Source organism: Lacrimispora sp. BS-2 (genome assembly GCF_040207125.1).
In the GTDB taxonomy this organism is placed as follows: Bacteria; Bacillota; Clostridia; order Lachnospirales; family Lachnospiraceae; genus Lacrimispora.
In genome coordinates, this window is record NZ_CP157940.1 from 3103109 (window position 1) to 3127115 (window position 24007).

Annotated in this window: 25 protein-coding genes; 6 read left to right on the forward strand and 19 right to left on the reverse strand. The window is 44.8% G+C overall.

Annotated elements, in window-relative coordinates; translation table 11 throughout:
• The gene (locus ABFV83_RS14620; RefSeq protein ID WP_349944812.1) at window positions 1-393 is read right to left on the reverse strand and encodes a helix-turn-helix transcriptional regulator; all 393 of its coding nucleotides are present in this window, start codon (window positions 391-393) and stop codon (window positions 1-3) included.
• Between the two features lie 211 nt (window positions 394-604).
• Between ABFV83_RS14620 and ABFV83_RS14625 the strand changes: the two genes are divergently transcribed.
• From ABFV83_RS14625 to ABFV83_RS14635, 3 genes are all read left to right on the forward strand, one after another.
• Window positions 605-1018 carry a GNAT family N-acetyltransferase gene (locus ABFV83_RS14625; protein WP_349944813.1) on the forward strand — a complete coding sequence of 138 codons (414 nt, stop codon included), beginning with the start codon at window positions 605-607 and terminating at the stop codon, window positions 1016-1018.
• A gap of 51 nt (window positions 1019-1069) precedes the next feature.
• Window positions 1070-1981 (forward strand): AraC family transcriptional regulator, encoded by a 912-nt coding sequence (locus tag ABFV83_RS14630; RefSeq protein WP_349944814.1) that lies wholly within the window; start codon window positions 1070-1072, stop codon window positions 1979-1981.
• 134 nt (window positions 1982-2115) lie between these two features.
• Window positions 2116-2355 carry a ribonuclease HII gene (locus ABFV83_RS14635; protein WP_349944816.1) on the forward strand — a complete coding sequence of 80 codons (240 nt, stop codon included), beginning with the start codon at window positions 2116-2118 and terminating at the stop codon, window positions 2353-2355.
• A 67-nt stretch (window positions 2356-2422) separates the two neighbouring features.
• On the opposite strand, the gene ABFV83_RS14640 is transcribed toward ABFV83_RS14635, so the two are convergent.
• The gene (locus tag ABFV83_RS14640; protein ID WP_349944818.1) at window positions 2423-3808 is read right to left on the reverse strand and encodes a sodium:alanine symporter family protein; all 1386 of its coding nucleotides are present in this window, start codon (window positions 3806-3808) and stop codon (window positions 2423-2425) included.
• Window positions 3809-4212: 404 nt separating this feature from the next.
• Here ABFV83_RS14640 and ABFV83_RS14645 point away from each other — a divergent pair, with 404 nt between their 5' ends.
• Complete coding sequence (locus ABFV83_RS14645) at window positions 4213-5193, forward strand: zinc dependent phospholipase C family protein (protein WP_349944820.1); 981 nt, start codon at window positions 4213-4215, stop codon at window positions 5191-5193.
• A 92-nt stretch (window positions 5194-5285) separates the two neighbouring features.
• On the opposite strand, the gene ABFV83_RS14650 is transcribed toward ABFV83_RS14645, so the two are convergent.
• Window positions 5286-5870 (reverse strand): hypothetical protein, encoded by a 585-nt coding sequence (locus tag ABFV83_RS14650; RefSeq protein WP_349944822.1) that lies wholly within the window; start codon window positions 5868-5870, stop codon window positions 5286-5288.
• Between the two features lie 343 nt (window positions 5871-6213).
• On the opposite strand from ABFV83_RS14650, the gene ABFV83_RS14655 reads away from it, so the two are divergent.
• The gene (locus ABFV83_RS14655) at window positions 6214-7737 is read left to right on the forward strand and encodes a BCCT family transporter (RefSeq protein WP_349944823.1); all 1524 of its coding nucleotides are present in this window, start codon (window positions 6214-6216) and stop codon (window positions 7735-7737) included.
• A gap of 102 nt (window positions 7738-7839) precedes the next feature.
• On the opposite strand, the gene ABFV83_RS14660 is transcribed toward ABFV83_RS14655, so the two are convergent.
• The 5 genes from ABFV83_RS14660 to ABFV83_RS14680 all read right to left on the reverse strand — a co-directional run bounded on the left by ABFV83_RS14660 (window position 7840) and on the right by ABFV83_RS14680 (window position 12829).
• Window positions 7840-8679, reverse strand: a complete 840-nt coding sequence (locus tag ABFV83_RS14660; RefSeq protein WP_349944825.1) for a LicD family protein — start codon at window positions 8677-8679, stop codon at window positions 7840-7842.
• Window positions 8680-8780: 101 nt separating this feature from the next.
• Window positions 8781-10121 (reverse strand): lipopolysaccharide biosynthesis protein RfbH, encoded by a 1341-nt coding sequence (gene rfbH / locus ABFV83_RS14665; protein ID WP_349944827.1) that lies wholly within the window; start codon window positions 10119-10121, stop codon window positions 8781-8783.
• A 47-nt stretch (window positions 10122-10168) separates the two neighbouring features.
• Window positions 10169-11245, reverse strand: a complete 1077-nt coding sequence (rfbG, locus tag ABFV83_RS14670) for a CDP-glucose 4,6-dehydratase (protein ID WP_349944829.1) — start codon at window positions 11243-11245, stop codon at window positions 10169-10171.
• Window position 11246: 1 nt separating this feature from the next.
• Window positions 11247-12023, reverse strand: coding sequence for a glucose-1-phosphate cytidylyltransferase (gene rfbF / locus ABFV83_RS14675; protein ID WP_349944830.1), 777 nt, complete (start codon window positions 12021-12023; stop codon window positions 11247-11249).
• A gap of 23 nt (window positions 12024-12046) precedes the next feature.
• Window positions 12047-12829 carry a glycosyltransferase family A protein gene (locus ABFV83_RS14680; protein WP_349944832.1) on the reverse strand — a complete coding sequence of 261 codons (783 nt, stop codon included), beginning with the start codon at window positions 12827-12829 and terminating at the stop codon, window positions 12047-12049.
• A 378-nt stretch (window positions 12830-13207) separates the two neighbouring features.
• Here ABFV83_RS14680 and ABFV83_RS14685 point away from each other — a divergent pair, with 378 nt between their 5' ends.
• Window positions 13208-14080 carry a Cof-type HAD-IIB family hydrolase gene (locus ABFV83_RS14685; RefSeq protein ID WP_349944834.1) on the forward strand — a complete coding sequence of 291 codons (873 nt, stop codon included), beginning with the start codon at window positions 13208-13210 and terminating at the stop codon, window positions 14078-14080.
• 68 nt (window positions 14081-14148) lie between these two features.
• Here ABFV83_RS14685 and ABFV83_RS14690 read toward each other — a convergent pair whose 3' ends face one another.
• The 11 genes from ABFV83_RS14690 to ABFV83_RS14740 all read right to left on the reverse strand — a co-directional run bounded on the left by ABFV83_RS14690 (window position 14149) and on the right by ABFV83_RS14740 (window position 23921).
• Window positions 14149-15243 carry a MupG family TIM beta-alpha barrel fold protein gene (locus ABFV83_RS14690; RefSeq protein ID WP_349948932.1) on the reverse strand — a complete coding sequence of 365 codons (1095 nt, stop codon included), beginning with the start codon at window positions 15241-15243 and terminating at the stop codon, window positions 14149-14151.
• A gap of 65 nt (window positions 15244-15308) precedes the next feature.
• Complete coding sequence (locus ABFV83_RS14695; protein ID WP_349948933.1) at window positions 15309-15983, reverse strand: GntR family transcriptional regulator; 675 nt, start codon at window positions 15981-15983, stop codon at window positions 15309-15311.
• A 20-nt stretch (window positions 15984-16003) separates the two neighbouring features.
• On the reverse strand, window positions 16004-16456 hold the full coding sequence (locus ABFV83_RS14700) for a DUF3284 domain-containing protein (RefSeq protein ID WP_349944835.1): 453 nt from the start codon (window positions 16454-16456) through the stop codon (window positions 16004-16006).
• 9 nt (window positions 16457-16465) lie between these two features.
• The gene (locus ABFV83_RS14705) at window positions 16466-17857 is read right to left on the reverse strand and encodes a glycoside hydrolase family 1 protein (RefSeq protein ID WP_349944837.1); all 1392 of its coding nucleotides are present in this window, start codon (window positions 17855-17857) and stop codon (window positions 16466-16468) included.
• Window positions 17858-17870: 13 nt separating this feature from the next.
• Window positions 17871-18017, reverse strand: a complete 147-nt coding sequence (locus tag ABFV83_RS14710; protein WP_115639883.1) for a multidrug transporter — start codon at window positions 18015-18017, stop codon at window positions 17871-17873.
• 103 nt (window positions 18018-18120) lie between these two features.
• A complete protein-coding gene (locus tag ABFV83_RS14715; RefSeq protein ID WP_349944838.1) occupies window positions 18121-19512 on the reverse strand; it encodes a PTS sugar transporter subunit IIC in 1392 nt (463 codons plus the stop codon).
• Between the two features lie 62 nt (window positions 19513-19574).
• Window positions 19575-19880 carry a PTS sugar transporter subunit IIB gene (locus tag ABFV83_RS14720; RefSeq protein ID WP_349944839.1) on the reverse strand — a complete coding sequence of 102 codons (306 nt, stop codon included), beginning with the start codon at window positions 19878-19880 and terminating at the stop codon, window positions 19575-19577.
• Between the two features lie 207 nt (window positions 19881-20087).
• Window positions 20088-21422 carry a 6-phospho-beta-glucosidase gene (locus tag ABFV83_RS14725; RefSeq protein WP_349944840.1) on the reverse strand — a complete coding sequence of 445 codons (1335 nt, stop codon included), beginning with the start codon at window positions 21420-21422 and terminating at the stop codon, window positions 20088-20090.
• 90 nt (window positions 21423-21512) lie between these two features.
• On the reverse strand, window positions 21513-21845 hold the full coding sequence (locus ABFV83_RS14730; protein WP_054740234.1) for a PTS lactose/cellobiose transporter subunit IIA: 333 nt from the start codon (window positions 21843-21845) through the stop codon (window positions 21513-21515).
• Between the two features lie 94 nt (window positions 21846-21939).
• Window positions 21940-22983 (reverse strand): M42 family metallopeptidase, encoded by a 1044-nt coding sequence (locus tag ABFV83_RS14735; protein WP_349944841.1) that lies wholly within the window; start codon window positions 22981-22983, stop codon window positions 21940-21942.
• A 50-nt stretch (window positions 22984-23033) separates the two neighbouring features.
• Entirely contained in the window at window positions 23034-23921 is an 888-nt protein-coding gene (locus ABFV83_RS14740; protein ID WP_349944842.1) for an AraC family transcriptional regulator, read from the reverse strand.
• Window positions 23922-24007 lie beyond the last annotated feature (86 nt).

Genomic DNA, 24007 nt, shown 5'->3' on the forward strand with positions numbered 1-24007 from the left:
TTATGCGGCCATATCCATGATTTTGTTGAAGCGGCTGCTGAGATTGATCACTTGATCAGAGGAATTGCCGCCATACATTCTCCGGTATTTCCCCGGTGTCAGACCGTAAATCTTTAAAAAAGCCCTTGAAAAGGATTCCTGGGAAGCATACTGGTATTCCAGGGCGATATCAATAATCGGCCTGTCTGTCCGGGCAAGCTCTCCCGCAGCTTTCTCCATCCGCTTTTTAGTGATATATCTGGTAACCGATTCTCCTGATACTTTATGAAAAATTCTATGATAGTGATATTTAGACAGATAAGCTCTTTTTGCAAGATCATCAAGGTCAATTTTACGATTTAAATTTTCATCAATATATTTAAGTGAATCCTTTACCTTTGAATGATAATCCATATACCTGCTCCTTTCCCAAAACATATTATCATTATATACTCCTTTTGAAATTAATTCTTGATAATCTTTGCTTAAATCCAGCTTTTTCTTTTCATTATATATCCGGAAGGTTTCCCTCCATACCCATATGGACTGTGGAATTGTACAGAGGGATATGATATGATAACGGCAAGGGAAAATTCATATAAGCCAATAAGGAGAAACGATTAAAGTGAACTTTAAAATAACTGATAAAATAAAAAAAGAAGATGAGGAAATCATTTACCAGGGCTTACTAGATTATAATTTAGCCAGAATTGAGGACAAAAATCCAAGGGATTTAGGAGTCTATCTGCGGGATGAGGCGGAAGAAACGGTTGGGGGACTGATTGGAAATACACACGGCAACTGGTTGTTTGTAAAATATTTATGGGTCAGCGAAGACCTGCGGGGTCAAAATATTGGCAGTGAGCTTTTAAAACAGGCGGAAGAAACAGCAAAAGAGCGTGGGTGTCAGTACGCATTTCTGGATACTTTCAGTTTTCAGGCGCCTGCCTTCTATGAAAAGCACGGATACAGGAACGTGTTTGCACTGGAAGAATACCCTGTGACAGGAAAACGCTATTATTTTACTAAAACTTTGTAAATGCATTTCTTAATGCCACTTGTTTTATAATCGGGAAAGGATGAAAAACCATTGAAGAACGTTCATAGAATCGAATTTCATACGGGAAGCAAAGAAGAATTATTTCCTGGTTTTACGTCAGATTTTCCATATACTGCCTCCTGCTCCCAATTGGATCAGTTTATGGGAGGTTTTGTTCCATGGCACTGGCATAAAAACGTGGAACTGTTTTATATGGAAAGCGGGAGAATGGAATATTGTACACCAAAGGGACGAATGATATTTCCCGCAGGTTCCGGCGGGATGATCAATTCCAATGTGCTTCACACGGCAAGGCCACAGGCGGAATCAGAAAAAAACCTTCAGTTCCTTCATATTTTTGATCCTTCTTTCATAGCCGGCCAACATGGAAGCCGGATCGAGCAAAAATACGTTACGCCGATTACCGCAGCCACCCAGGCAGAAATCTTTGCCTTATATCCGGAAGATCCGGAACAGGCGAAAGTTATAGATGTCATTCGTGAATCTTTTCACCTTTCCGAACATGATTTTGGATATGAAATAAAGCTGCGGGAGGTCTTATCCGACATATGGATCCAGCTTCTCCAGATATCACGTCCTCTGCTGGAAGAAAAGGGGAATTCCAGCAAAGCAAATGATAAAATAAAATCAATGATGGTTTATGTCCATGAGCATTATGGGGAAAAAATATCAATCCCAGAGATTGCTGCCGCCGCTTTTTCCAGTGAACGGGAGTGCTTTCGGGTATTCCATGACTGCCTGCATACGACACCGGTGGAATATATCAAAACCTACCGTTTACAAATGGCCTGCCATATGCTGGCAAACAGCAGGGAAACGATAACCTCTATCAGCCATGCCTGCGGATTGGGCAGCAGCAGCTACTTTGGAAAGGTCTTTCGGGAGTATATTGGCTGTACGCCCCTGGAATACCGCCGTAAATGGCAGGATAATAACATATAACGGCAGAAATAATATATTTATTTAAAAAATATTGCACTATAATGATACCTGTAGAGGTGATAGGGCAATCTTTTTAATTTTAAAGTCATTGCAGTCACCATATAATCACTGTTTTTCACAATGGAGGGTTTGTAATGATAAAACTGAACATCTTGGATATGGATAGCTTTTTACAAACAGTAAATGCATGCAGTGACGCGGTTCATTTGCTGTACCCGGACGGAAGAAAAGAAAATATCAACAAACACCATGGACTCCAGATGGAGCTGATGCATCAATACAGGGAAAATAAAAACTTCTTGTGTCTTACCCTGGATATTCCTGCTCCAAAGGATTATATGAGCATTATCTCCTATTACGCAGGAGATTGCTGATCATTTGCTTGCAACTAATTCATCATAAAGGGGTCTGACCGCTATGCAGGTCAGACCCCTTCCCCTTTTACAGGCGGGTGCTTTTCTGCGCCCGCTTTTCTGCTTTTCCAGGAACCGTTACCTCCTTCATCAGGAAAATAATTGCGATGATATTGGGAAGCGCCATCAGCCCATTCCAGATATCGGAAAATTCCCACACAGTTTCCAGCTTTGCCATACACCCAAGAAAAACGGCCCCCAGATAAAGCAGGGTATAGACCTTTCCTCTTAAAATGCGCTGCAGTATGTAAAGGGATCCCCGTCTTTTTAAGCTCTCCGCCAGATATATGGCGGCCTGACGGCCCAGATAATACCATGCAATAATAGTAGCAAATGCAAAAATCAGCATGGCTCCTGATACCACATATTCCCCAAGCGGCCCTAAACGTTTTGAGAAGCAGAAGGCAGTCAAAACCGCTCCGTCATAGCCGGAACCGGCAGCATCCCCATCCGTCATGCACAGGATCACAAAGGCGGTCATGGTACAGATCAAAATGGTATCAAAAAACACTTCAAACATGGCCCACATTCCCTGCTGCTCTGGTGTCGTATCCTCTGCCGCACCGTGAAGGACTGCCATGCTCCCAAGTCCTGCTTCATTGGAAAATACTCCCCTGGATATGCCGTACTGCAGGCTTTTGCTGATTTGGTAGCCCGCAGCTCCTGAAAATACGGAAACCGGACGAAAGGCATCCTGAAAAATGCATTGAAAGATATACGGGATCTTATCGTAACAGGACATGATCACAACCATGGAAAACAGCATATAAGCGCCGGCCGAGATAGGAATAAGCCGCTCAGAGACAAAAGCAATCCTTGCGATCCCACCCAGAACCACCAATAATACAATTCCAGTCAACAGGATACCAATAGGAACCGGCGGTATGCCAAAGGAATATTCCAGAGTTTCCGCAATGGAATTGGACTGGACCATGCTTCCCATTCCAAGAGAAACCATGATACAAAGAAAGCTGTATATCATGCCAAGTACCGGAAGCTTAAGCCCCCGTTCCAGGTAAACCATTGGCCCGCATATCCAGGCGCCGTTTCTGTCCCGGTAGCGGTACCGGATACCCAGCATGGTCTCCGCATAGCCTGTCATCATACCGATTGCAGCAGAAACCCACATCCAGAATATGGCTCCAGGTCCACCGGCCGTAAGTGCGGTGGCCACACCGGCAATATTTCCGGTCCCAATAGTAGCCGCCAGAGCCGTACAGGCTGTCTGGAATTTTGTCACTTCACCTTTTTCTTCCACCTCATCCTCTTGTATGCTTCCAATGGTATGTTTCCACCAAAAGGGGAATTTTCTAATCTGAAAAAAACCTGTTTTTAACGTAAAAAAGACTCCGGTTCCCAGAAACAGAACCAAAAGCCACGGCCCCCACACCAGCTCATGTATACGATGTATCATAGAATCAGCTCCCGAACGCTCTCTTTAACACTTATTCAACCTGGCCGGGTAGTATGAAAATTTCCAATGATTTTTTCACAAAATAAAATTTCCTGTGGTATAATCTCCATATAAGCAATGAGCAGTGCGAATTAGAACACAGAAAAATTTTCGTCGTGCTTGCACGTAAGAAAATTCTTCTGCGTTCTAATTCATAGGGCGAATGCCCGTGAGCGAACGAATCCGCAGGATTCGCGAGCTGCACTGCGGATTCGCGAGCTGCACTGCGGATTCGCGGACTGCACTACGGATTCGCGAGCTGCACTGCGGATTCGCGGACTGCACTACGGATTCGCAGACTGCACTGCCGATTCGCAGACTGCACTGCCAATTCGCGAACTGCCAAAAAATGCGAGGTGAACAATATGCCTGGTTTTACCACTCACTATCTACTGGGAGTCAAAGTTTTTAATGACATGAAAAACACTCCATTAAAGCGTATAATCTCCAAATACCGATGGCTTTATCAGCTTGGTCTCCAGGGACCGGATATTTTTTTTTACAATATCCCCATTCTCCGCCACCGGGATTACCGCAATGTAGGTTCCTATATGCACGAAAACCATGTACATGATTTTTTTGTTTCCTGCTTAAACCATTTATCCCAGATCGAGTCCCGGCAGCAGAGAGAACAGGCCATTTCTTATATGAGCGGCTACTTCTGCCATTACATCGGGGACTCCATCTGCCACCCTTATGTGTACGGAAGGATTGAATATGACGTTAAAAACTCCGGAAACTATCATCACGGGCTTCATGCCATGCTGGAAAATGATATTGATGCATTGCTATTGATGAAGTACAAAAGGAAAAGGCCATCTCAGTTCAATCAGGCGGCCACCATCTGTTTAAACGGCCAGGAGCTGCAGTTCATCTCCGGTTTTTTGTCTTTATGCATCAATGAAGCCTACTATCCCCTAAATTACCGGAATAATTTCCGGGTAACCTCCCGGATGGTATCCCGCTCCATTCTGGCTATGCGCTTAGGGTGCCGGACTCTTGCCGATCCTTCCAGCCGTAAGAAAAACAGCCTTGAATTTGTGGAATCTCTTTTCCTGCGTACGCACCTTGCCTCCCGGAAACTGGTTACGGACATTCCGCCGGATCCCGTTGTCACCATGAATTTAAATCATGAAACCTGGTGTAATCCCTGGAACCGCCGCCTTGCATCCCAGGCATCTTTCCCTGATCTCTTCTATCAGTCCATGGCAAAATGCAGTGACGTGTTCTTTTTACTGAACGAGGAACTGACTTCGCCGGTTCCACTAAAGAACCTGGATCACAATAAGCTTTTAAAGGAGCTTGGCAATTATTCCTACCACAGCGGGCTGGCGGTTGATCAATAACAGATAGACGGCAGGGAAACAATAAAAAACATGGATAAGGAGTGATTTACAAACCATTCCTCATCCATGTTTTTTTATCCTGTGTTATAAATCTATTGATCTGACTCTGAGCTTTCAGTATCCGTCTCCTCATCCTCAGCGGTGGTCTCCATAATAACTGCACCTTCCTTTGGAACAATCTTTTCATCAGAACCCTTAGGGATGTCCATATCTACCAGCCAGTACTTCTTCTCATTCATCGCATAATCAGGCATCACGATAAGATGCATATCATATTCCTTGAAAAATCCGCCATAAGAAGTAGCGCTTGACTTTTCAAAGGAAAAATCCTGCATAGCCGCCTCATCGTTTATGTATCGAACCGCTGCATTAGCAAATACAACTGCTTCCTCAGGCGTGGTTCCTTCTTTTACAATCAGCGTCAAATCGATGCGTTTCTTTTCCGGATCTTCCTTTTCTACCATGTAATTGATGCTTAACGCCATAGGATATTCTTCGTTGTCTACGAATTCATCATCCATATCACTTCCAATCTGATCCCAATCCAGAACAATCCCCTGCTGAGTTTCAAAAACAGGCTCTGCAGGACCTCCGGAAGAAAGAATGTGGCTTTCCGTGCAGCCCGTCAGTAACATTGCCGACATTGCACATATCATAAGAGCTTTGTTCTTCATCATAATATCCTCCTTATTGAACATCTAACATTATATCGGATGTAATCCATTTTTTGTAGTGGTTTCTGCAAAATGTCAGAAAATCTTCACAAATACGTCAGTGTTTTTGTTGAAATCAATGCCTTGTTTTTCCTTTTTCATGCCATGTTCTTTTGACTTTATGATTTATTTTGAAAAGTGTTTTCTGCATATCCCTTATTATTGCGCAATTACTTCTCCATTAGATCCAAACCATTTTGTTCAAATAATCTTCTCATTTAATTCTTGCATTTTCTGGTTATCCATGATATTATGTTCAATATCAATAATAATTTTATTTTTTTGAACATTTTAGGAGGCTATGTACATGGACCACAATGAGAAAAAAGCTTTGTTTAAAAAGCTGGACTGGATAACGACCCTGATTCCTTTTATGAGCATCATTCTTTTATGCCTTGTTTTCACCATATATCCCGGTAAATCTGCAGATACTCTGGCAGCTATCCGGTCTTTTTTAGGCGATGAGCTGGGTAGTTACTACCTAATTATCGGACTTTTTACCTTCTTGTGCTCCCTGTATATAGCTTTTTCCAAATACGGTACCATCAAGCTTGGAAACCTGGAAAAACCCCAATATTCAAATTTCAAATGGGGTACTATGATGTTTACTGCCGGTCTGGCTGCCGATATCCTCTTCTATTCCCTTTGTGAATGGATCCTCTACGCAGGAGAACCTCATATCACGGATCTGGGAGCCATGCAGGATTGGGCTTCCACCTATCCTCTGTTTCACTGGGGCCCTATTCCCTGGAGCTTTTATGTGATATTGGCCGCAGCATTCGGCTTCATGCTCCATGTTAAAAAACGGACAAAGCAAAAATACTCGGAAGCCTGCCGCCCCCTTTTAGGGAAGCATGTAGACGGCATTTGGGGAAAGCTTATTGACCTGGTTGCCGTATTTGCTTTACTGGCCGGCACTGCAACCACATTTTCCCTGGCAACTCCCCTTCTTTCCATGGCCATCAGCAGGGTGACCGGCCTGCCGGAATCCAGTTTATTGACCATTGCAATCCTGGTCATTATATGCATCGTTTATACTATTACGGTTTATTTCGGTATGAAGGGCATTGCAAAGCTGGCTGCTTCCTGTACATACCTGTTCTTTGGTCTGCTTCTCTATGTACTGATCGGCGGAGGAGAAGCCAGATATACCATTGAAACAGGGATCACCGCAGTGGGTAATCTAACGCAGAACTTTATCAGCCTGTCCACCTGGACCGATGCCCTGCGTACCTCCTCCTTCCCGCAGAACTGGACCATCTTTTATTGGGCTTATTGGATGGTATGGTGTGTCGCCACTCCTTTCTTTATCGGGGCCATCAGCAAAGGGCGGACCATTAAGCAGACCATCCTTGGAGGATATTTCTTTGGAATCTCAGGAACTTTTACTTCCTTTATTATATTAGGAAATTACAGCCTTGCCCTTCAGACAAAGGGAGTGCTGGATGTGATGGGCATTTATTCGTCCACAGGAGACTTGTACCAGACGATCATGGCAATCCTTGAGACCTTGCCATTTGCAAAGCTGGGGCTGATCCTTTTAGCAATTACCATGGTGGCTTTTTATGCAACCAGCTTTGATGCCCTGGCCCTGGTGGCTTCCACTTACTCCTATAAGGAGCTTCCCGAGGATGCTGAACCGGATAAACATGTAAAGCTGTTCTGGTCCGTGCTATTAATGCTGTTTCCCATCGCTCTTATATTTTCCAGGAATTCCATGACCAATCTGCAAACGGTTTCCATCATTGCAGCATTTCCTATCGGAATTATCATACTCCTGATTATTTTCAGCTTTTTTAAAGATGCAAAGGAATATTTAAACCAGCAATAAAGGTAGTCAGGCAACTTCAAAGACAAGAAAATCCGCATTGAAATGACTTATTATAAGCCTGATCAATGCGGATTTTTATATTGCATCTTCTAATAGCTGCATTTAGTGATATATTTTAATTTCCATGCTGGAATGGGAGGGCACCCGTTGCCCCTCCGGAGGAAGTTTCTTATAATCACCGTAGATCCAGGTAAGAACCTCATGCCAGCCCTTTGGGGCCATCAGCCTGGTATCTTCGAACTCCAGATCAACGGTTTCTTCACACCATTCCTTTTTCAGCGTCACATAAAGATAATCCGGCTGGTAGTTGCTGTAATACCTGAGGCTGCTTTTTCCCTTCTGATCCTTGACCGCTGTCATATGCTGCAGCTTTCTCAAGATTTTCATTGGAATCAATTTTCCCAAAGCTGACAGCCCGCCGACAGCGATTTTATTAACCAGGCTGTACTTCTTAAAATCCAGCCGGTAACGGTGGCCCATGGCCATACCGTAGATCACGGTATGAAGAAGGCGGGTAATTGCAGAAGCTGCCTTGCCTTCAGGAAGCTCATCAATGGTGAATAAGTCTACCCACAGATGGTTTAATCTCCCTTCATAAAACCTCATCTCTTCCGAGTCTTCATGCGTCTGGCTGTTTTTATATATGATCCTTGTTGCAAAATCATAAAAAGCGGTTCCGCCTCTTAAATCCTTTGGTTCAAGAAGTTCCATTTCTTCCGGAAGTTCCCGGCGCACTACCTTTAAAAAAGCATCATAATTGGAACGGGTAAATGCTACATCCGCGTCATCATCCCAGGGAATAAAGCCTTTGTGCCTTACCGCGCCTAATAACGTTCCTGCATCCAGAAGATATTTAATCTTGTATTTCCGGCAGATACGGTCAATTTCCTTTAAAATAGCCAGGTTCGCCTGATGTACCTCCGTTAAATCGTATTCCTTCATGTTTCCTCTTTTCCGCCCACGTTCTTTGGGCATAAAGGTATACCCGCAGGGTGTTTCCTCTTTTCCGCCCGAGCTTCCTGGGCATAAAGGTATAAAACCTTTTACAGGCTCAGTGCCTCCTTAATGGTCTTTGCCATAAAGTCGATCATTTCATCAGTCATTCCCGGATACACTCCTACCCAGAAGGTATCCTCCATGATCCGGTCGGTATTAGTCAGCTGTTGGGCAATCCGGTATCCTTTCCCGGACTCTCTCATCTGGTCAAAACAAGGGTGTTTTGTCAAATTACCGGCAAAAAGCATCCTTGTCTGAATGCCCTTGGATTCCACATACTGTACCACCTGATTCCTGCTTACGCCTTCCCTGCAGGTTATCAAAAAGCCGAACCAGCTTGGCTTGGAGCCCGGGCAGGCCTCAGGAAGGATCAGCTTGTCAGAAACCTCTTCCAGACCTTTGTAAAGGCGGTCAAAATTATGGCGTCTTCTCTCCACAAAAGATGGGAACTTTTCAATCTGGGCGCATCCAATGGCTGCCTGCATGTCAGTGGCTTTTAAATTGTAGCCAAAATGGGAGTAAACATATTTATGGTCATAGCCAACAGGAAGTTCCCCGTACTGGCGGTCAAACCGGTGTCCGCATAAGTTGTCACGTCCGGAAGGACATACACAGTCACGTCCCCAATCCCGGAAAGAACGGATAATTTTATTTAACAGGGAGTTGTTCGTATAAACCGCGCCTCCCTCTCCCATTGTCATATGGTGAGGCGGATAAAAGCTGGAGGTTCCTATATCACCGATGGTACCGGAGAAACGTTCTTCCCCATCTATCGTATAAGTTGTTCCCAGGGCATCACAGTTATCCTCTACAAGCCACAACTGGTACTTATCACAGAATTCCTTAACCGCGGAAAGGTCAAAGGGATTTCCCAGAGTATGGGCAATCATAACTGCCTTGGTCTTTTCAGAACGGGCAGCTTCAAGCATATTCACATCAATGTTATACTGAGGGATGGTAACATCCACAAATACGGGAACCGCCCCATACTGGATCATCGGTGTCACTGTAGTAGGAAATCCGGCTGCTACGGTGATCACTTCATCACCGCGTTTTATCTGGCGTTCCTTTAAAAGCGGCGATGTGAGGGCCATAAATGCTAGTAGATTCGCCGATGAACCGGAATTCACAAGGGAACAGAACCTGACTTTTAAATATTGTGCCAGCTTTTTCTCAAATTCATCAGTATACCGCCCGGATGTAAGCCAGAACTCCAAAGAGCTGTCCACCAGGTTCACCATTTCCTGATGATCGTATACACGGGAAGCGTAAGAAATCCGGTCTCCTTCCTTAAACGGAGCCTTCTGATTGTGGTAGGTGCTGCAGTATTCCTTTACCAGAGAAAGGATTTCCTCCCGCGCCTCTTTTTCTGTCTTGTTCTCAAACATTCTATATTTTCCTCTTTCCTGCCAATGTTTTTTGGGCAGAGCCCGTATTAATTGAAAAATTCCTTTATCTGCAAGTCCATGAATGGCAGCATATCTGCCTTATCCAAATAGGCCTTGGTCCATTCCACGGTCTTTTCCACCGCTTCCTTTACTCCATATCTGGGACACCAGCCAAAAATACTCTTGATCTTGGAACAGTCTAACTTTAAGAAGTTGGCTTCATGAGGGCCTCCTTCAAACTTGTCTATCCACTTTATTCCCTGGCCCCAGGCCTCACAGAACAAATCTGCCAGCTCTCCTGTAGTCACGCAGTCTCTGTCATCAGGGCCTACGTTATAATATCCCTGGAACTTTGAATCCTTATACTGCTCCATTGCAATCGTCATATAAATAGCCAAAGGTTCCAGCACATGCTGATACGGCCTTGTTGAATGGGGATTTCTTACGATGATGTCCTGCTCTGCCGCTGCCGCCCGGATACAGTCCGGAATGATTCTGTCATTGGCAAAATCCCCTCCTCCGATCACATTGCCTGCGCGGGAGGTGGAAATGGACACATGTCCGTCGGAAAAAAAGGACTTGGCATAGCTGTGGGTCACCAGCTCAGAACAGGATTTACTGTTGGAATAAGGATCATAACCATCTAATGGGTCGTTTTCCCGGTATCCGTACTCCCATTCCTTATTTTCATACACCTTATCCGTTGTAACATTTAAAAAAGATTTAACCGAAGGGGTCAGACGAATGCATTCCAGTACGTTGACCGTACCCATGACGTTCGTCTCATAGGTGTAGACCGGATCCTTGTAGGAGTCCCTGACAATTGGCTGAGCAGCCAGGTGAAACACGATTTCCGGCTCCTCCTGTAAAAACACTTTTTTTAAATGCTCCAAATCCCGGATATCCCCAATTACGGAATTTATGGTATCAGAAAGCCCCATTACTTCAAACAGGTTTGGGTCAGTGGAAGGCATGAGGGAATACCCCGTTACCGATGCACCGGCCTTTACAAGGAGCCGGCTGAGCCAGCTTCCCTTAAAGCCTGTATGCCCTGTGATCAGAACCTTTTTTCCTTTATAAAAATCACAAAATTCGTTCCACTTAATACTTGTCCAGCTTGTCATGTCATTTCTCCCAAATCTTCCATGGCGCCTGTCCGGACTGCCATAAATCTTCCAGCTTCTTCATTTCCCGCTGAGTATCCATGCACTGCCAGAAGCCATTGTGATGGAAGCTCATAAGCTGCCCCTCTGCCGCCAGGCTCTGCAATGGTTCCCTTTCAAATACGGTGGTATCATCTTTTAAATAGGAAAATATCTCCGGATTTAAGATCATGAAGCCTCCGTTGATCAGGCTGTTATCCGCCTCGTCCTTTTCTCTGAAGGAACGGACCACATCGCCTTCGTCAATATCCAGAACTCCTTTTAGCTGGGCGATATTGACAGTAGTCATGGTAGCAGTTTTTCCATGGTCCTGATGGAATTTTAACAAAGCTTTTAAATCCACATCGCAGACTCCGTCTCCATAGGTCATCATAAAGGGCTCATCGCCGATGTAAGGCTGGATGCGCTTAATACGCCCGCCGGTCATAGTATTTAACCCCGTATCCACCAGGGTCACCTTCCATGGTTCCGAATAATTGTTATGTACCTCCATCTTATTGTTGGCAAGATCAAAGGTAACATCTGACGTATGAAGAAAATAATCCGCAAAAAATTCCTTTACAACATACTGTTTATATCCAAGGCAAATAACAAAATCGTGAAAGCCATATTGGGAATAATATTTCATAATATGCCACAAAATAGGCTTTTCTCCGATTTCAATCATTGGCTTCGGCTTTAAATGGCTCTGCTCACTGATCCTGGTACCAAAGCCTCCCGCTAATAATACTACCTTCATCACTTCATCCTCCAAATGTTCTTTTATTCATACTCTTTATATGCTTTCCGGTAAAAATACATCAACACCTTTACAACCGGTCCCGGCCACATCTTTGAAAACATATGGGCCTCTTCCCTGACACGGCTGTTGTCCGCAATACATGCCTTTGTCGTAGCCTCCCCGTGAACCCTGTAATACAGGATCGGCTTTTCTACGCTGATAAAACGTCCCGGCAGCCCGGATAACTGATAAAGCGTGTCCCAATCCAGGGCAAACTGATAGGGAGAGGTGAAAAGAGATTCACCTAACCTTTCCTTATTATATGCGCATGCAGGACAGCAGATGGAATTGCCAAACATCAAAGCGCCTTTTTTAACCCAGGTCAAGTGGCTGATACGACGAAAACGCAAAGGAAGCCTGAGAAAACGTTTGATAAACTCCACCTTTTCAAAGACAGCGGGCTGATTCCCCCTGATTACTGTATATCCTCCCGTAAACAGCGTCATGTCCGGGTATTTTTCATAACATTCCAGAAGCTTCTTCACATAATCCTTCCGGTATAAATCATCCTGATGGGCGATGGTAACAAAACGGGCGGAAGCCATATTATAGGCAAAGTTCCAGTCTTCCCGTATATTGCTTTTCCCATTCCGCACAAACAGCGGGACTTCATACTTGTCCGCCATTTTTTCAATATAAGGGCTGGGCGTTGATGTGCATATTATGACCTCCGATTTAACGCTTTGTTTCAAAAGAGAATGGAGGCAGGCTTCAAGATATGGCGAATCCTTATATGCACAGACCGCAAATGCATGTGGTTTCATATTTTGTCTCCTAATAAATCAAACGGATATGCTTGCATATCCAGTTGACGCCCCATGAGGCGGGGCATTATTATCTGGCTATGATTATACCATAAAAACCGCAAAACATTCCACCATATTCATTATTTTGAAAGAATTTAACTATCAGGCTGTAAACCTGAAATTTTTGCAGTATTTTGCAGAATGGAGAAAGAATTTTGTTTTATCAGAAAGGTTATATGTAAGGATTGTAAAAAGGATGGGAAGAAACCTGATGAAAGATATGAAATCTGATGAAATTAGGGTTCTCCTGCCCCTCTTCATTGACGAACCGGCTTATTTAGGATAAGCTAAGTATAAGAACAAAAATACTTGACTAGATAAAGGAGATTACCTGCCATGAGCATCCGACTGATCGCCTCCGATATGGACGGCACCCTTCTAAACCCTCAGACCAATATCTCAAAAGCCAATGTAGATGCAATCCGCAGGCTTGAGCGCACCGGCATAGAATTTTTAATCTGCAGCGGACGGGATTATCAAGAAGCAAAAGCCGTTATGGATGCCTGTGATATCACATGCAGCTACATCTGCTTAAGCGGGGCTGCCGTATACAGTCAGGATGGCGAAACTCTGAGCGAGATTCCTCTCACCTCTCAGAATCTTGCAGATATTGACCAGATCCTGACTGAGCAGCAGGCGGATATGGATATCCTGGCTTCCAGCGGGCGGTATACCACTTCCACGAAAGAACGGAAAATGAATGGGCTATACTCCTTTTTTAAAAATAAATTCAGCTCTCATGGTTTTGTTTCTCAGGAACTGGAAGCTGCCATACAAAGCCGGATAGAATCCACGGCCTTTATTTCTTCTCTTAAGGAACTTCCTGAGGGGGATGCTGTATTTAAAATATGCAGCAACGGGCTTCCTGTCCATAAGGCTGCGGGATTAAAGGAAATTTTTGCAGACTATCCGGATCTGGCTGCGGCCTCCTCTTTTCCTGACAATATTGAGCTGACCAACCATGCCGCCCAGAAAGGGCCGGCCCTAAAAGCCTATGCAGAGCGCAAGGGGATCTCTCTTAAGGATGTGATGGTGCTTGGAGACAGCGATAATGATTTATCCATGTTCACACCGGAATTCGGTTGGACCGTTGCCATGGAAAATGCCATGGCATGCATCCGGGATGCGGCAAAATACCACACCAGATCCAATGCAGAGGATGGAGTCGCCTGGGCCATTCATAACCTTGTGTTTCAGGAAAATATATAAAAGCAAACAAAAAAAGCCGGAAGAGACAGATGGATACCTCTCTGTTTCCTCCGGCTTTTAAAAGCAAATCACACTTCCGTAAAACCAAACAATTTCCAGGGCTTAATATAATCAAGCAGCACCAGTTCATAATCCGGTATATGGCCGATCACATTCTTTCGTCCGTCATTGGGCATATCCTTTAAAACAACGTGCAACTCTCCCTTATAACGGGAATAGCCGTCATTTAAGATCACAACATCTCCCCGTTTTAGATCCCTGGTATTGGCCGGGGGCACTGTCTTGTCTGCAAATGCTACTCTCGGCCAGGTGGACCGAATCATATATTCGCTGATATCGCCTCTGATCACATGCTGCCGGTCAAAGTATAAAATCTCCCGCTCTGTTTCCGTGAGCTCCTTTTCCAGGCGAAGGCCAAACATCAGCTTTCCGGGTGTTACCGAGGCACAGGCCTTTAACTCCTCCTCAGATGCATAGGCGTTGGCAATGATCACATCATCTACCAGGCGGGTCGCAAGCAAATGCCGTACCTGGGCATCCACCGGCAGGCCCCGGTGCATCTCCAGAGTACACAATCCCTCATTCACCGGCCATGGGCCATAGGTATTTTCATTGTTGCTGGATACGAAAGCAGCAACCTTAAGGCCGTGCTTTTTCATTTCCCGGTTGCAGTAATCAAAATGTTTCAGGCTGATTCCCGTATATTTCTGAGGATAAAAGTTATGGCAGGTAATGATTCTTTCCGGCACCGGATGATGATTCATAACATTTGCCACATAGCTTGGATCGGTACTGGCATTCAGCTCGATCTTCAGCCCCTCTTTGTTATAGCTCATGGCAGCTTCCTTCATTCCGTCAAACCCTTCATCCAGCCGGATCCCGTCTGCATGCATTTCCTTAAAAGGGGCAAGGTTATCATAGGAAGCCCCAAGCGCTTCAAAAACAGGAGGCGCCACATCAAGGATTACCTCCATCCCGGACTCATGAGCCGTATCGATCATATCACGAAATTCATTGAATAGCTCATCCTTGTTTTTATTCCCCACGCTCAATAAGCAGGTAAAAATCCGCTGAAACCCGTATTTACCGGCCAGCCGGATATATTCCTTATCCCGTTCCGGAGTGGAATGCTCCGGATACAGGGAGATACCAAGTCTTCCCATCATGAAACTCCTTTCCATTTTGCTGCCCGTTTTTCCGGGCCTAAAGGTACACCCGTAGGGTGTTTCTATGTGGTTATTTCAATTATCTTTTCAAAAGGGTTATTAAATTCTCTGATATATACGACCGGGCTGCCGCTTTTGCTCACAATGGTGCTCTCAACCATAATAATCGGAGTATTCAGCTTTACATGAAGCAGGTTAATATATTTTACAGGCACCGTAGTAGGAAGAAACTTCTGTGTAACAGAGCCTTCATCAATGTATCCTTTCAGATCCAAAAGCTTATTTAAGTTGTTGTAATCATTGTCATTGATCAGGCTTTGGATCAAATAAATTTCCTCAACGCTTAAAGGCTTTCCATTCTTCCGGTTTAACCGCACGATCCGGATCATCCGGTCCTCGGAACCGATTTCCAGACAGGAAGCCACCTTTTCGTCGGAAAAGCAGGAGCTGAAATAGATCACATTGTAATCATAGGTATCATCCAAAGGCTTATTTAAAGTTTCTGCCGATGTGTTTTTTTTCATCAGCCTTTGGTCTGCAACAAAAGTTCCTTTATTTTTATCTCTATATAATACTCCCTCTTCCACCAGTTCATTTAAAGCATTGCGCACGGTCATACGGCTGGCATTATACCGGCTGGCCAGTTCCCGTTCTGATGCAATAGGGGTATTGACAGATGCATCCTTAATTTCTTCCATAAGGTCCTGTTTAATTTTCTGATATTTAGGAGCCCCCATTGTATCACCTCTTATCACTTTTAATTCTCTTTTGCACGTTGTCCCTTTATAAAGCTTTCCATGGACGTAAGCATCCGGGAAATCCTCTTTTTTGAAGCTTTTTGATAGAACCAGGAGACAACTCTATGGTTTAAGGAGTAGGAAGTACTCTCCCCCTCAAATTCCTCCCTGTAGTGTACCATAATGTTTCCGTCTTTGCTATCTTCGATCTCATAAAATATAAAATTTGTCCCATGAGAGGTGCGAAAACCTGCCTCATAGCAGCTGGGAGAGACAAACTGCTTGATCACCACATCCACATTGTTCTCCTGCCCCATCTTGTTTTTCATCTTCTTTTTATATCGAAAACCGGAATATATCTGGTCTGGATTTACTTTTTTCCCTGTGGCCTGGCTGATATCATAGGCAACCGAGGCCGCCAGGGCATTGAAGAATTCCTTTGCCTCTACGTTCAGTTTTTGATTTACTTCCATATGTCTCTCCTATTTGCCAGATTCAAAACCGTTGTTTTTAAGCAGCTCCTGATACCAATAACCCGACTTTTTTATGGTTCGTTTCTGGGTCTCCAAATCCAGCTCCACAAGCCCGTAACGGTTCTTATAAGCATTGAGCCATGACCAGCAGTCCACAAAGGTCCACACATGATATCCAATGCAATTGCTGCCTTCTTCTATCCCCTTATGAAGCCAGGTCAAATGCTCCTTATAGAACTCAATGCGGTAGTCATCCTGTATCATACCGTCTGTCTTAAAACGTCCCTCATTTTCCACGCCCATGCCATTTTCAGTGACCATCCATTCAATGTTTCCATAGTTATCACGAATATTGAGAGCAATGTCATATAAGCCTCTGGGATAGATTTCCCAGCCCCTGTATGGATTCATCCGTTTACCAGGCATATCATAGATATCAAAATAATATTCCGGCGTAAACGGAGCTGCCGGATTGGGAAGACTGGCCTTTGCGCAGACACGGAACGGATGATAGTAGTTTACTCCCAGAAAATCCACCGTATTTTGACGGATAACCTCCAGGTCCTCCCTGGAAGTATCCGGCAGCAATCCATGCTTTTCTATGAGCGCAACCAGTTCCGGATCATAAGTCCCCTTTACGGCAGGATCCAGAAAACTCTTATTCTGGAACAGCTCGGCAATCTTTGCCGCCTTCTGATCCTCTGGATGGGAACTTCTGGGATAAGCCGGGGTCAGGTTTAAGACAATCCCGATCTTTCCTCCCTGCTTCATGCTGTGATATTCCTTCACCGCTAAAGCGCTGGCAAGAGCCGTATGATAAGCCACTAAAACCGCCGCTTTGGGATCCACCTTGCAGGGATAGTGATAGCATTGCAGATATCCGCATTCCACATGGACGATGGGTTCATTAAAGGTAAACCAGTGTTTAACCAGATCCCCAAATAAGTTAAAGCAGGTCCAGGCATATTCCTTATAATAATCCACGACCTTTCTGTTTTCCCAGCCTCCCAGCTCCTGCAGCTTTACCGGCATATCAAAATGATACAGATTCACAAACGGTTCGATCCCATTTTCTCTTAATTCAAGAAACAGGCTACGGTAAAAATCAGCCGCTTTCTCGTTCACCTCACCATATCCCTCCGGAAACAGGCGGGACCAGCTAATGGATGTCCGAAAAGAGTTATGGCCTGTCTGCTTCATCAGCTGAATATCCTCTTTATAATTCCGGTAAAAGGAAGAGGTAATGCCCGGGCCAACGGCTCCATGAAATTTATAGCTTTCTTCCTCATACCACAAATCCCAGATATTTTTTCCTCTTCCATCATCTTCTGCACCTCCCTCACACTGGGTGGCGCTGGTTGCACTTCCAAAGTAAAACCCTTCCGGAAACTTAAGTCCCATATCTTATACCCCCTTATTTCCTTTTCTTTATCAGCATGACTGCACCCAACAGTACAAATATCAGACCAACAGTCATATACATGGCAGGGGATGGAAGCTGGGGTGATACAGTAATGAACAGACAGCCTATGGCGATTAAAAATATGGTCCAGCTTTTCATGAAACTTTCTCCCCTTCTTTCTCTGCTAAACTTAAGAACTGCCAAATCAGTTCTGTCAGGACATCCCCTGTGAACTGGTCTGGCAGCTCCTTCTTAATCTAAGTTACGATTCGTTCTTCATCTTATTTGCCATAATTACAAATGGTGTCCAGATGGCAAAAGATATAAACAGATTAAACAATGATACAATCGCCGCCATTATGCTTCCGCCTGTTGCAAGGAAGGCGTAGATGCCTGCAGGCATTACCCAAGGTACCGCTACGAATACCGGAGGGATCAGGCCTATGGCAGTTGCGCCGTATGCGATAGCCGCACATACCGGAGGAACGATCAGCCATGGAATCAAATATACCGGGTTCAATACAATAGGCATACCGAAGATGATCGGCTCATTGATATTAAATACACCCATGGGCCAGGACAGCTTGGCAATCGCTTTCTGGTCATCCCTCTTGGAAAACAGGAAGATTGCAATGATAAGTCCTAAGGTAATTCCGGAACCGCCCATCTGGCAATAGGCATCAAAGGAACCACGTGTCCATAAGTATGGAAGGTTCGCAGTGCTCTGGTTGGTGGTAAATGCCTCAATGTTCTGGTTTAATGCCGTTAAGTAGATTCCATCCATAATAGGTGCCAGTACGTTGTGTCCATGGAGACCAAAGAACCATAACAGCTGGATCAGGAATACCATGAAGATTACGCTGAAGAAGCCCTGTGACAAGCTGAGAAGCGGCCTCTGGATATATCTTAAAACCATTTCATTGATGGTAGAACCTGTTGTGGATACGCAGATCTGGGTTAAAATACCTGCAGCATAAATGGCGATCACACCTGGGATAATTGCTGCAAATGCTTTGCTTACTGCCGGCGGTACGGAATCCGGAAGTTTGATAGTCACTTTCTTCTGCATCAGCTTTATGTAAATCATGGTACAGATAAAGCCCATAATCAATGCGGTAAACAGACCGCCGGAACCGGTATATCCGGAACCTAAGTATCCCCAGCCGCTGACTCCGTTTAATGCAACACCGCCGCCTGGTGTGGCAGCCACATCAAGTCCAAGACCTTTTAACTGGTCAACAGCAGCCGCTGCAATACCTGGAAGCTCATAGTCGAAGGTAGCGCTTTGTCCCATACAGGTGACTAAGCTTGCAAATGCGATGACTCCGCCTGCAATGGCGTTTACATCGTAGGTTTTTGAAAGATTATAGCCCAAGGCAAAGACAAATGCCAGAGCCAGAATTACGATAGAACCAAAATATACGTTACCGTTGACGCTGATGATCGGGTTCATAGCCTGAACAAAACCGGTCATACCTGCCTGATTTGGAAGGTCTCTTAAAAATACATTAAGCAAAACTGCTATGGAACCAACCATGGTAATTGGCATGATGGCAATAAAGGCATCACGAATGGCAACCAGATGTTTCTGGGAACCAATTTTAGCTGCGATTGGCATAAATTTTGCTTCCATGAATGAATTAAATGCACCCATAACTTTCTCTCCCTCTTTTATCATCCCCTAAACCATTGGAAAGGGGAGTTTCTTTTTCATACCTACCCGTTTAATGTTTCCAGCGCCTGATCCAGTACCTTGGCGCCGTTCATTGTGCCGTAAGCCATCATATCGATGACAAGCACAGGTTTCTCATTTTTCACTCTCTCGTTCATCTTCTTCTCCAGATAACGAACCTGAGGCCCCAATAAAATAATATCTGCTTTTTTCACTTCCTCAACGGATTCAGCATCTCCCACCGCCCAAATGGTGGCCTCCACACCTTTTTCTGATGCTGCATCTTGCATTTTTTTTACAAGCATGCTTGTCGACATTCCTGCTGAGCAAACTAATAAAATATGATACATCCTCGCACCCCTTTCTGTGGTCTAGACCACTTCTTCTTACCCATATAATACTATATCATATGCAAAAACACAAGCAAATTCTAAAATAAAAATAAACTTTTTATTTAATAATCGAAAATTCCCCCTTTGTCCATACATTTTCTCCGTTATAACGCCAAAAAAATTGCTGTGAAACAGACCTTTTCAGTCAATTTCACAGCAATTCTCTTATTCCTGCCTTTCGTCTCTAAAAAATTGGGGGAGGTATTTTTTATGGGCCTCCAGTAATTCCTCAATGACAACATTGGCGTCATGATCGCTTGCACAAAGGGGATTCATGTTAAGAGCCGTCACTGCCAGATCCCGGTTTCCGGTGACCGCCGCTTCGCAGACCAGGCGCTCAAAGGTCTTGATGGTTTGTATGGTCCCGTTAATCTGAGGCTTTAACTCGCCCACAGCAATGGGCTTTGGACCGCCGCTTGTGATGATGCAGGCGGCTTCCACCGCACTGTCTGCCGGGAGATTTGTAATTGTCCCGTTGTTGCGGACGTCTACATACTGGATATCACCGGTATTATTATGCAGGGAGCAGATTAAGTTGCAGGCAGCATCGCTGTACCTGGCGCCGCCTCTCATCTCCAGCTGCTTTGGCTTTACATTCAGATTCTCATCCCTGTACAGCTCAAACAGTTCCTCTTCCACCTTTTTCACCACTTCCCCCCGGACCCGGCCTTCCTTGTATTCCTTAAGCTCTTCTTCCAGCTGCTCCCTGGTAAAGAAATAATAGTTGTGATAGGGGCAGGGGATGCAGTGAAGTCCACGGATAAACTCCGGCGAAAACGGCAGGGTGGAAAAATTCTTCATGGAAATGGCATCCTCCGCGCTGATGTTCTGATATATTTCCAGGATTTCTTCCAGTCTTGACTGCCCATCCACAAATACATCCGTTGCAAAAATATGGTGGTTCAAACCGGACAGCTCCATAGTCACCCGCTCCGGCTCCACATCTAACAGTCTGGCAAAGCCGTTCACCATATTGACCGGCACATTGCAAAGGCCGATCACCTTCTTAAAATCCGTATATCTTAACACAGCCTCAGTGATCATTCCCGCAGGATTGGTAAAGTTGATCATCCACGCCTCCGGGCAAAGCTCTTCCATGTCCTTTACAATATCCAGAATCACCGGAATGGTCCGGAATGCTTTGAACATACCGGCTGCTCCGTTTGTCTCCTGGCCGATCATGCCGTGGCTTAAGGGAATCCGCTCATCCTTGATTCTTGCCTCTAAAAGCCCCACTCTCATCTGTGTTGTCACATAATCTGCATACTTTAAAGCCTCCCGCCTGTCATAGGACAAAATTACCTTCATGGGAAGCCCTGCCTTTTTTACCATGCGCTGTGCAAGGGCACCTACGGTCTCCAGCTTTTCCCTTCCCTCTTCAATGTCCACCAGCCAAAGTTCTCTTACAGGCAGTTTTTCATAACGTTTGATAAACCCTTCCACCAGTTCCGGCGTATAAGAGGAGCCACCCCCAATGGTAACGATTTTGATCCCTTCCATAATCTCTCTCCTTTTCCTGGATTGTAATAAGCCTTCTTACTCCTGAGATAGTATCAGTGTGCAAGAAGGCTGTTTTTGATAAACGCTTATTTACTTTTCAATGGCATCCTTTAAATCCTTGATCATCCGGTAAAGGTTTAAGACCTCTGCCGCCTGATCCTTTGCCATCATAGCCATGGTCAGATGATCCTGGGCATGTACCAGAATAATGTTTACCTCAACAGGATTGCCCTGGGCCTCCTGCTGGATCAAGTCGATCTGAGACTGATGAGCGGATCGCATCTCCGCCTCCGCCTCTTTTAAGTACTTCTCCGCTTCCTCAAAGTTAAATTCCCTGGCAGATTCCATCGCCATCATGGAAAGCGATTTTGAATTTCCTGCGTTCATAATGAGCTGAAATGCTATAGCATAATTCTCATCCATGGTATACTCCTCCCCAATGTCAAATTTGCCTATATACTAGCACAAGCATTTTTCTTTTGCAAGAGAAAGTAAAAAGAGAAAAGGAAAAAATTTCTTAAGGTCTGCCGGAAAACGGAAGGCCAATATACCCTTCAATCAGCTTTAAAGTCTGTTCTAAGCCTTTCTCATGGGTCCGTTCTGTTCCATGGGAGGCATGGACTCCCGGGCCGATCAAAGCGCCCCGGATGTCATGTCCGCCCCGGATGGCGCTTCCCACATCAGAACCATAGTGAGGGAATACATCAACCGCAAAATCTAAGTTTCTTTCCTTTGCAACGGCTATGAGGCGGTTTGTCATTTCATAGTCATAAGGCCCGGTGGAATCCTGGGCACAGATGGATACCTTTTTTTCATCCCCGGTTAAGTCATCCCCCAAAGCCCCCATATCCACGGCAAGAAATTCCTCTATATCCCCGGGAATCCAGCTTGCGCCATATCCCACCTCTTCATAATTGCTGATCACTATTTTAAGGGTCCTTTCCGGCTTATGCCCGGACTCCCATAAATCCTTTAATACTCCCATAAGGACTGCCACAGAAGCCTTGTCATCTAAATGGCGGGATTTGATAAATCCGTTTTCCGTATGGACAAACATGGGATCAAAGCTGATGTAATCCCCAGGGGATATTTCAAGCTTCTTTACATCATCGGCGTTGTCTACCAACTCATCCAGGCGTATCTCCATATTTTTTGCCTTCCTCTCAAGAGTTTTGGCATTGTCATAGGTGTGGACGGATGGCTCTTTTGTAAGAATGGTCCCGGTGTAGGTTTTACCGGTTCTGGTGTGTATTTTGCAGTACATGCCTTCAATGGTCTCCATCATGAAACCTCCTACCGGCACAAGGGTGAGCATCCCCTCCGGAGTGATGGAACGGACCATGGCTCCTAAGGTGTCCACATGGGCGGATAAGCCTAAAACCTCCTGTTTTTCTCCGGGAACCTTAATGATAAGGCCGCCCTTTTTGTTTAAAACGGAAGAATAGCCGAATTTTTCAGCCTCCTCCTGGATCGCTTTTATGACTTCCCTGGTATAGCCGCTGGGACTTGGAATATTTACGATCTTTTCTAAAATTGATGTGACATATGACATTGTCTCCATGGTGATCTACCTTCTTCTTTCTTCTTTCTTTTTTTCTTTTTGTGTTCTTTTTACTGTGAATGCAAATTCCTGTATTGGCTTGGAGTACATCCATAGCTTCGTAAAAACAGCTTGGAGTAGTAGCTGAGATGATTAAAGCCGCAGGCAAGTGCAACCTGGGTAATGCTGTCGGCAGTGTCTTTTAAAAGGCCGCGGCTGACTTCCAGCCTGTAGGAATTTAAAAAATCAATGGGGGACTGCTGCAGAAATCGTTTAAAGATAATACAGCATTTGCTCCGGCATATGCTGCCGGATGCCGCAATATCAGACAAGGACAGCTTTTCCCCATAATGCTGGTGAATAAAGGATACCATATCCTTCTGGACCGATAGATCCGAACCTCCCTGAACCGCGGTTTCCGGGGATATGGCTTTACAGCGCTCACAGAGCCGTTTCCATAACGCAAGTATGATCCCTACCACCTCGATCTCATAGGCAACGGCTGCATGCTCCTTTGAAAAATAAACCTGATCGAGCAGGGCTGCCGTTTCCCGTCCCTCACTGCTTAAACCATCAAAATAAATATATTCCATGGCCTGATTTTCCATAATTGGCACTATGTATTTCTGGAAAAGCAGCTTATTACCGGTAAACAACTGAGGGTGGAACAGAATGCAGATAAAATCACAGTCCTGGCGATTGCAGGAATAGCCATAGTGCATCTGTCTGGCATTGACCATGAGGCAGTCATCCTTTTTCAGCAAAATCCTTTTTCCATTTATATGGTAATACATCTGACCTCTTAAAATACGGATAAATTCCAGGTCCTCATGCCAGTGGCAAAGGGCCTTCCTATCTGGATAATCTGACAACCTGTCCCTCTGGATGTAAAGGGGAATTCCCATCTGATCATAACGGACGATTTCAGAGGCATCCTGCATGACATTGGTATCCATCATCAAACTTTCCTCACTTTCTCTAAATACGATTGTTATAATAAATAAAAATAATTGTGTTAGATAAGTGGGTCTTGGTGTATTATCAT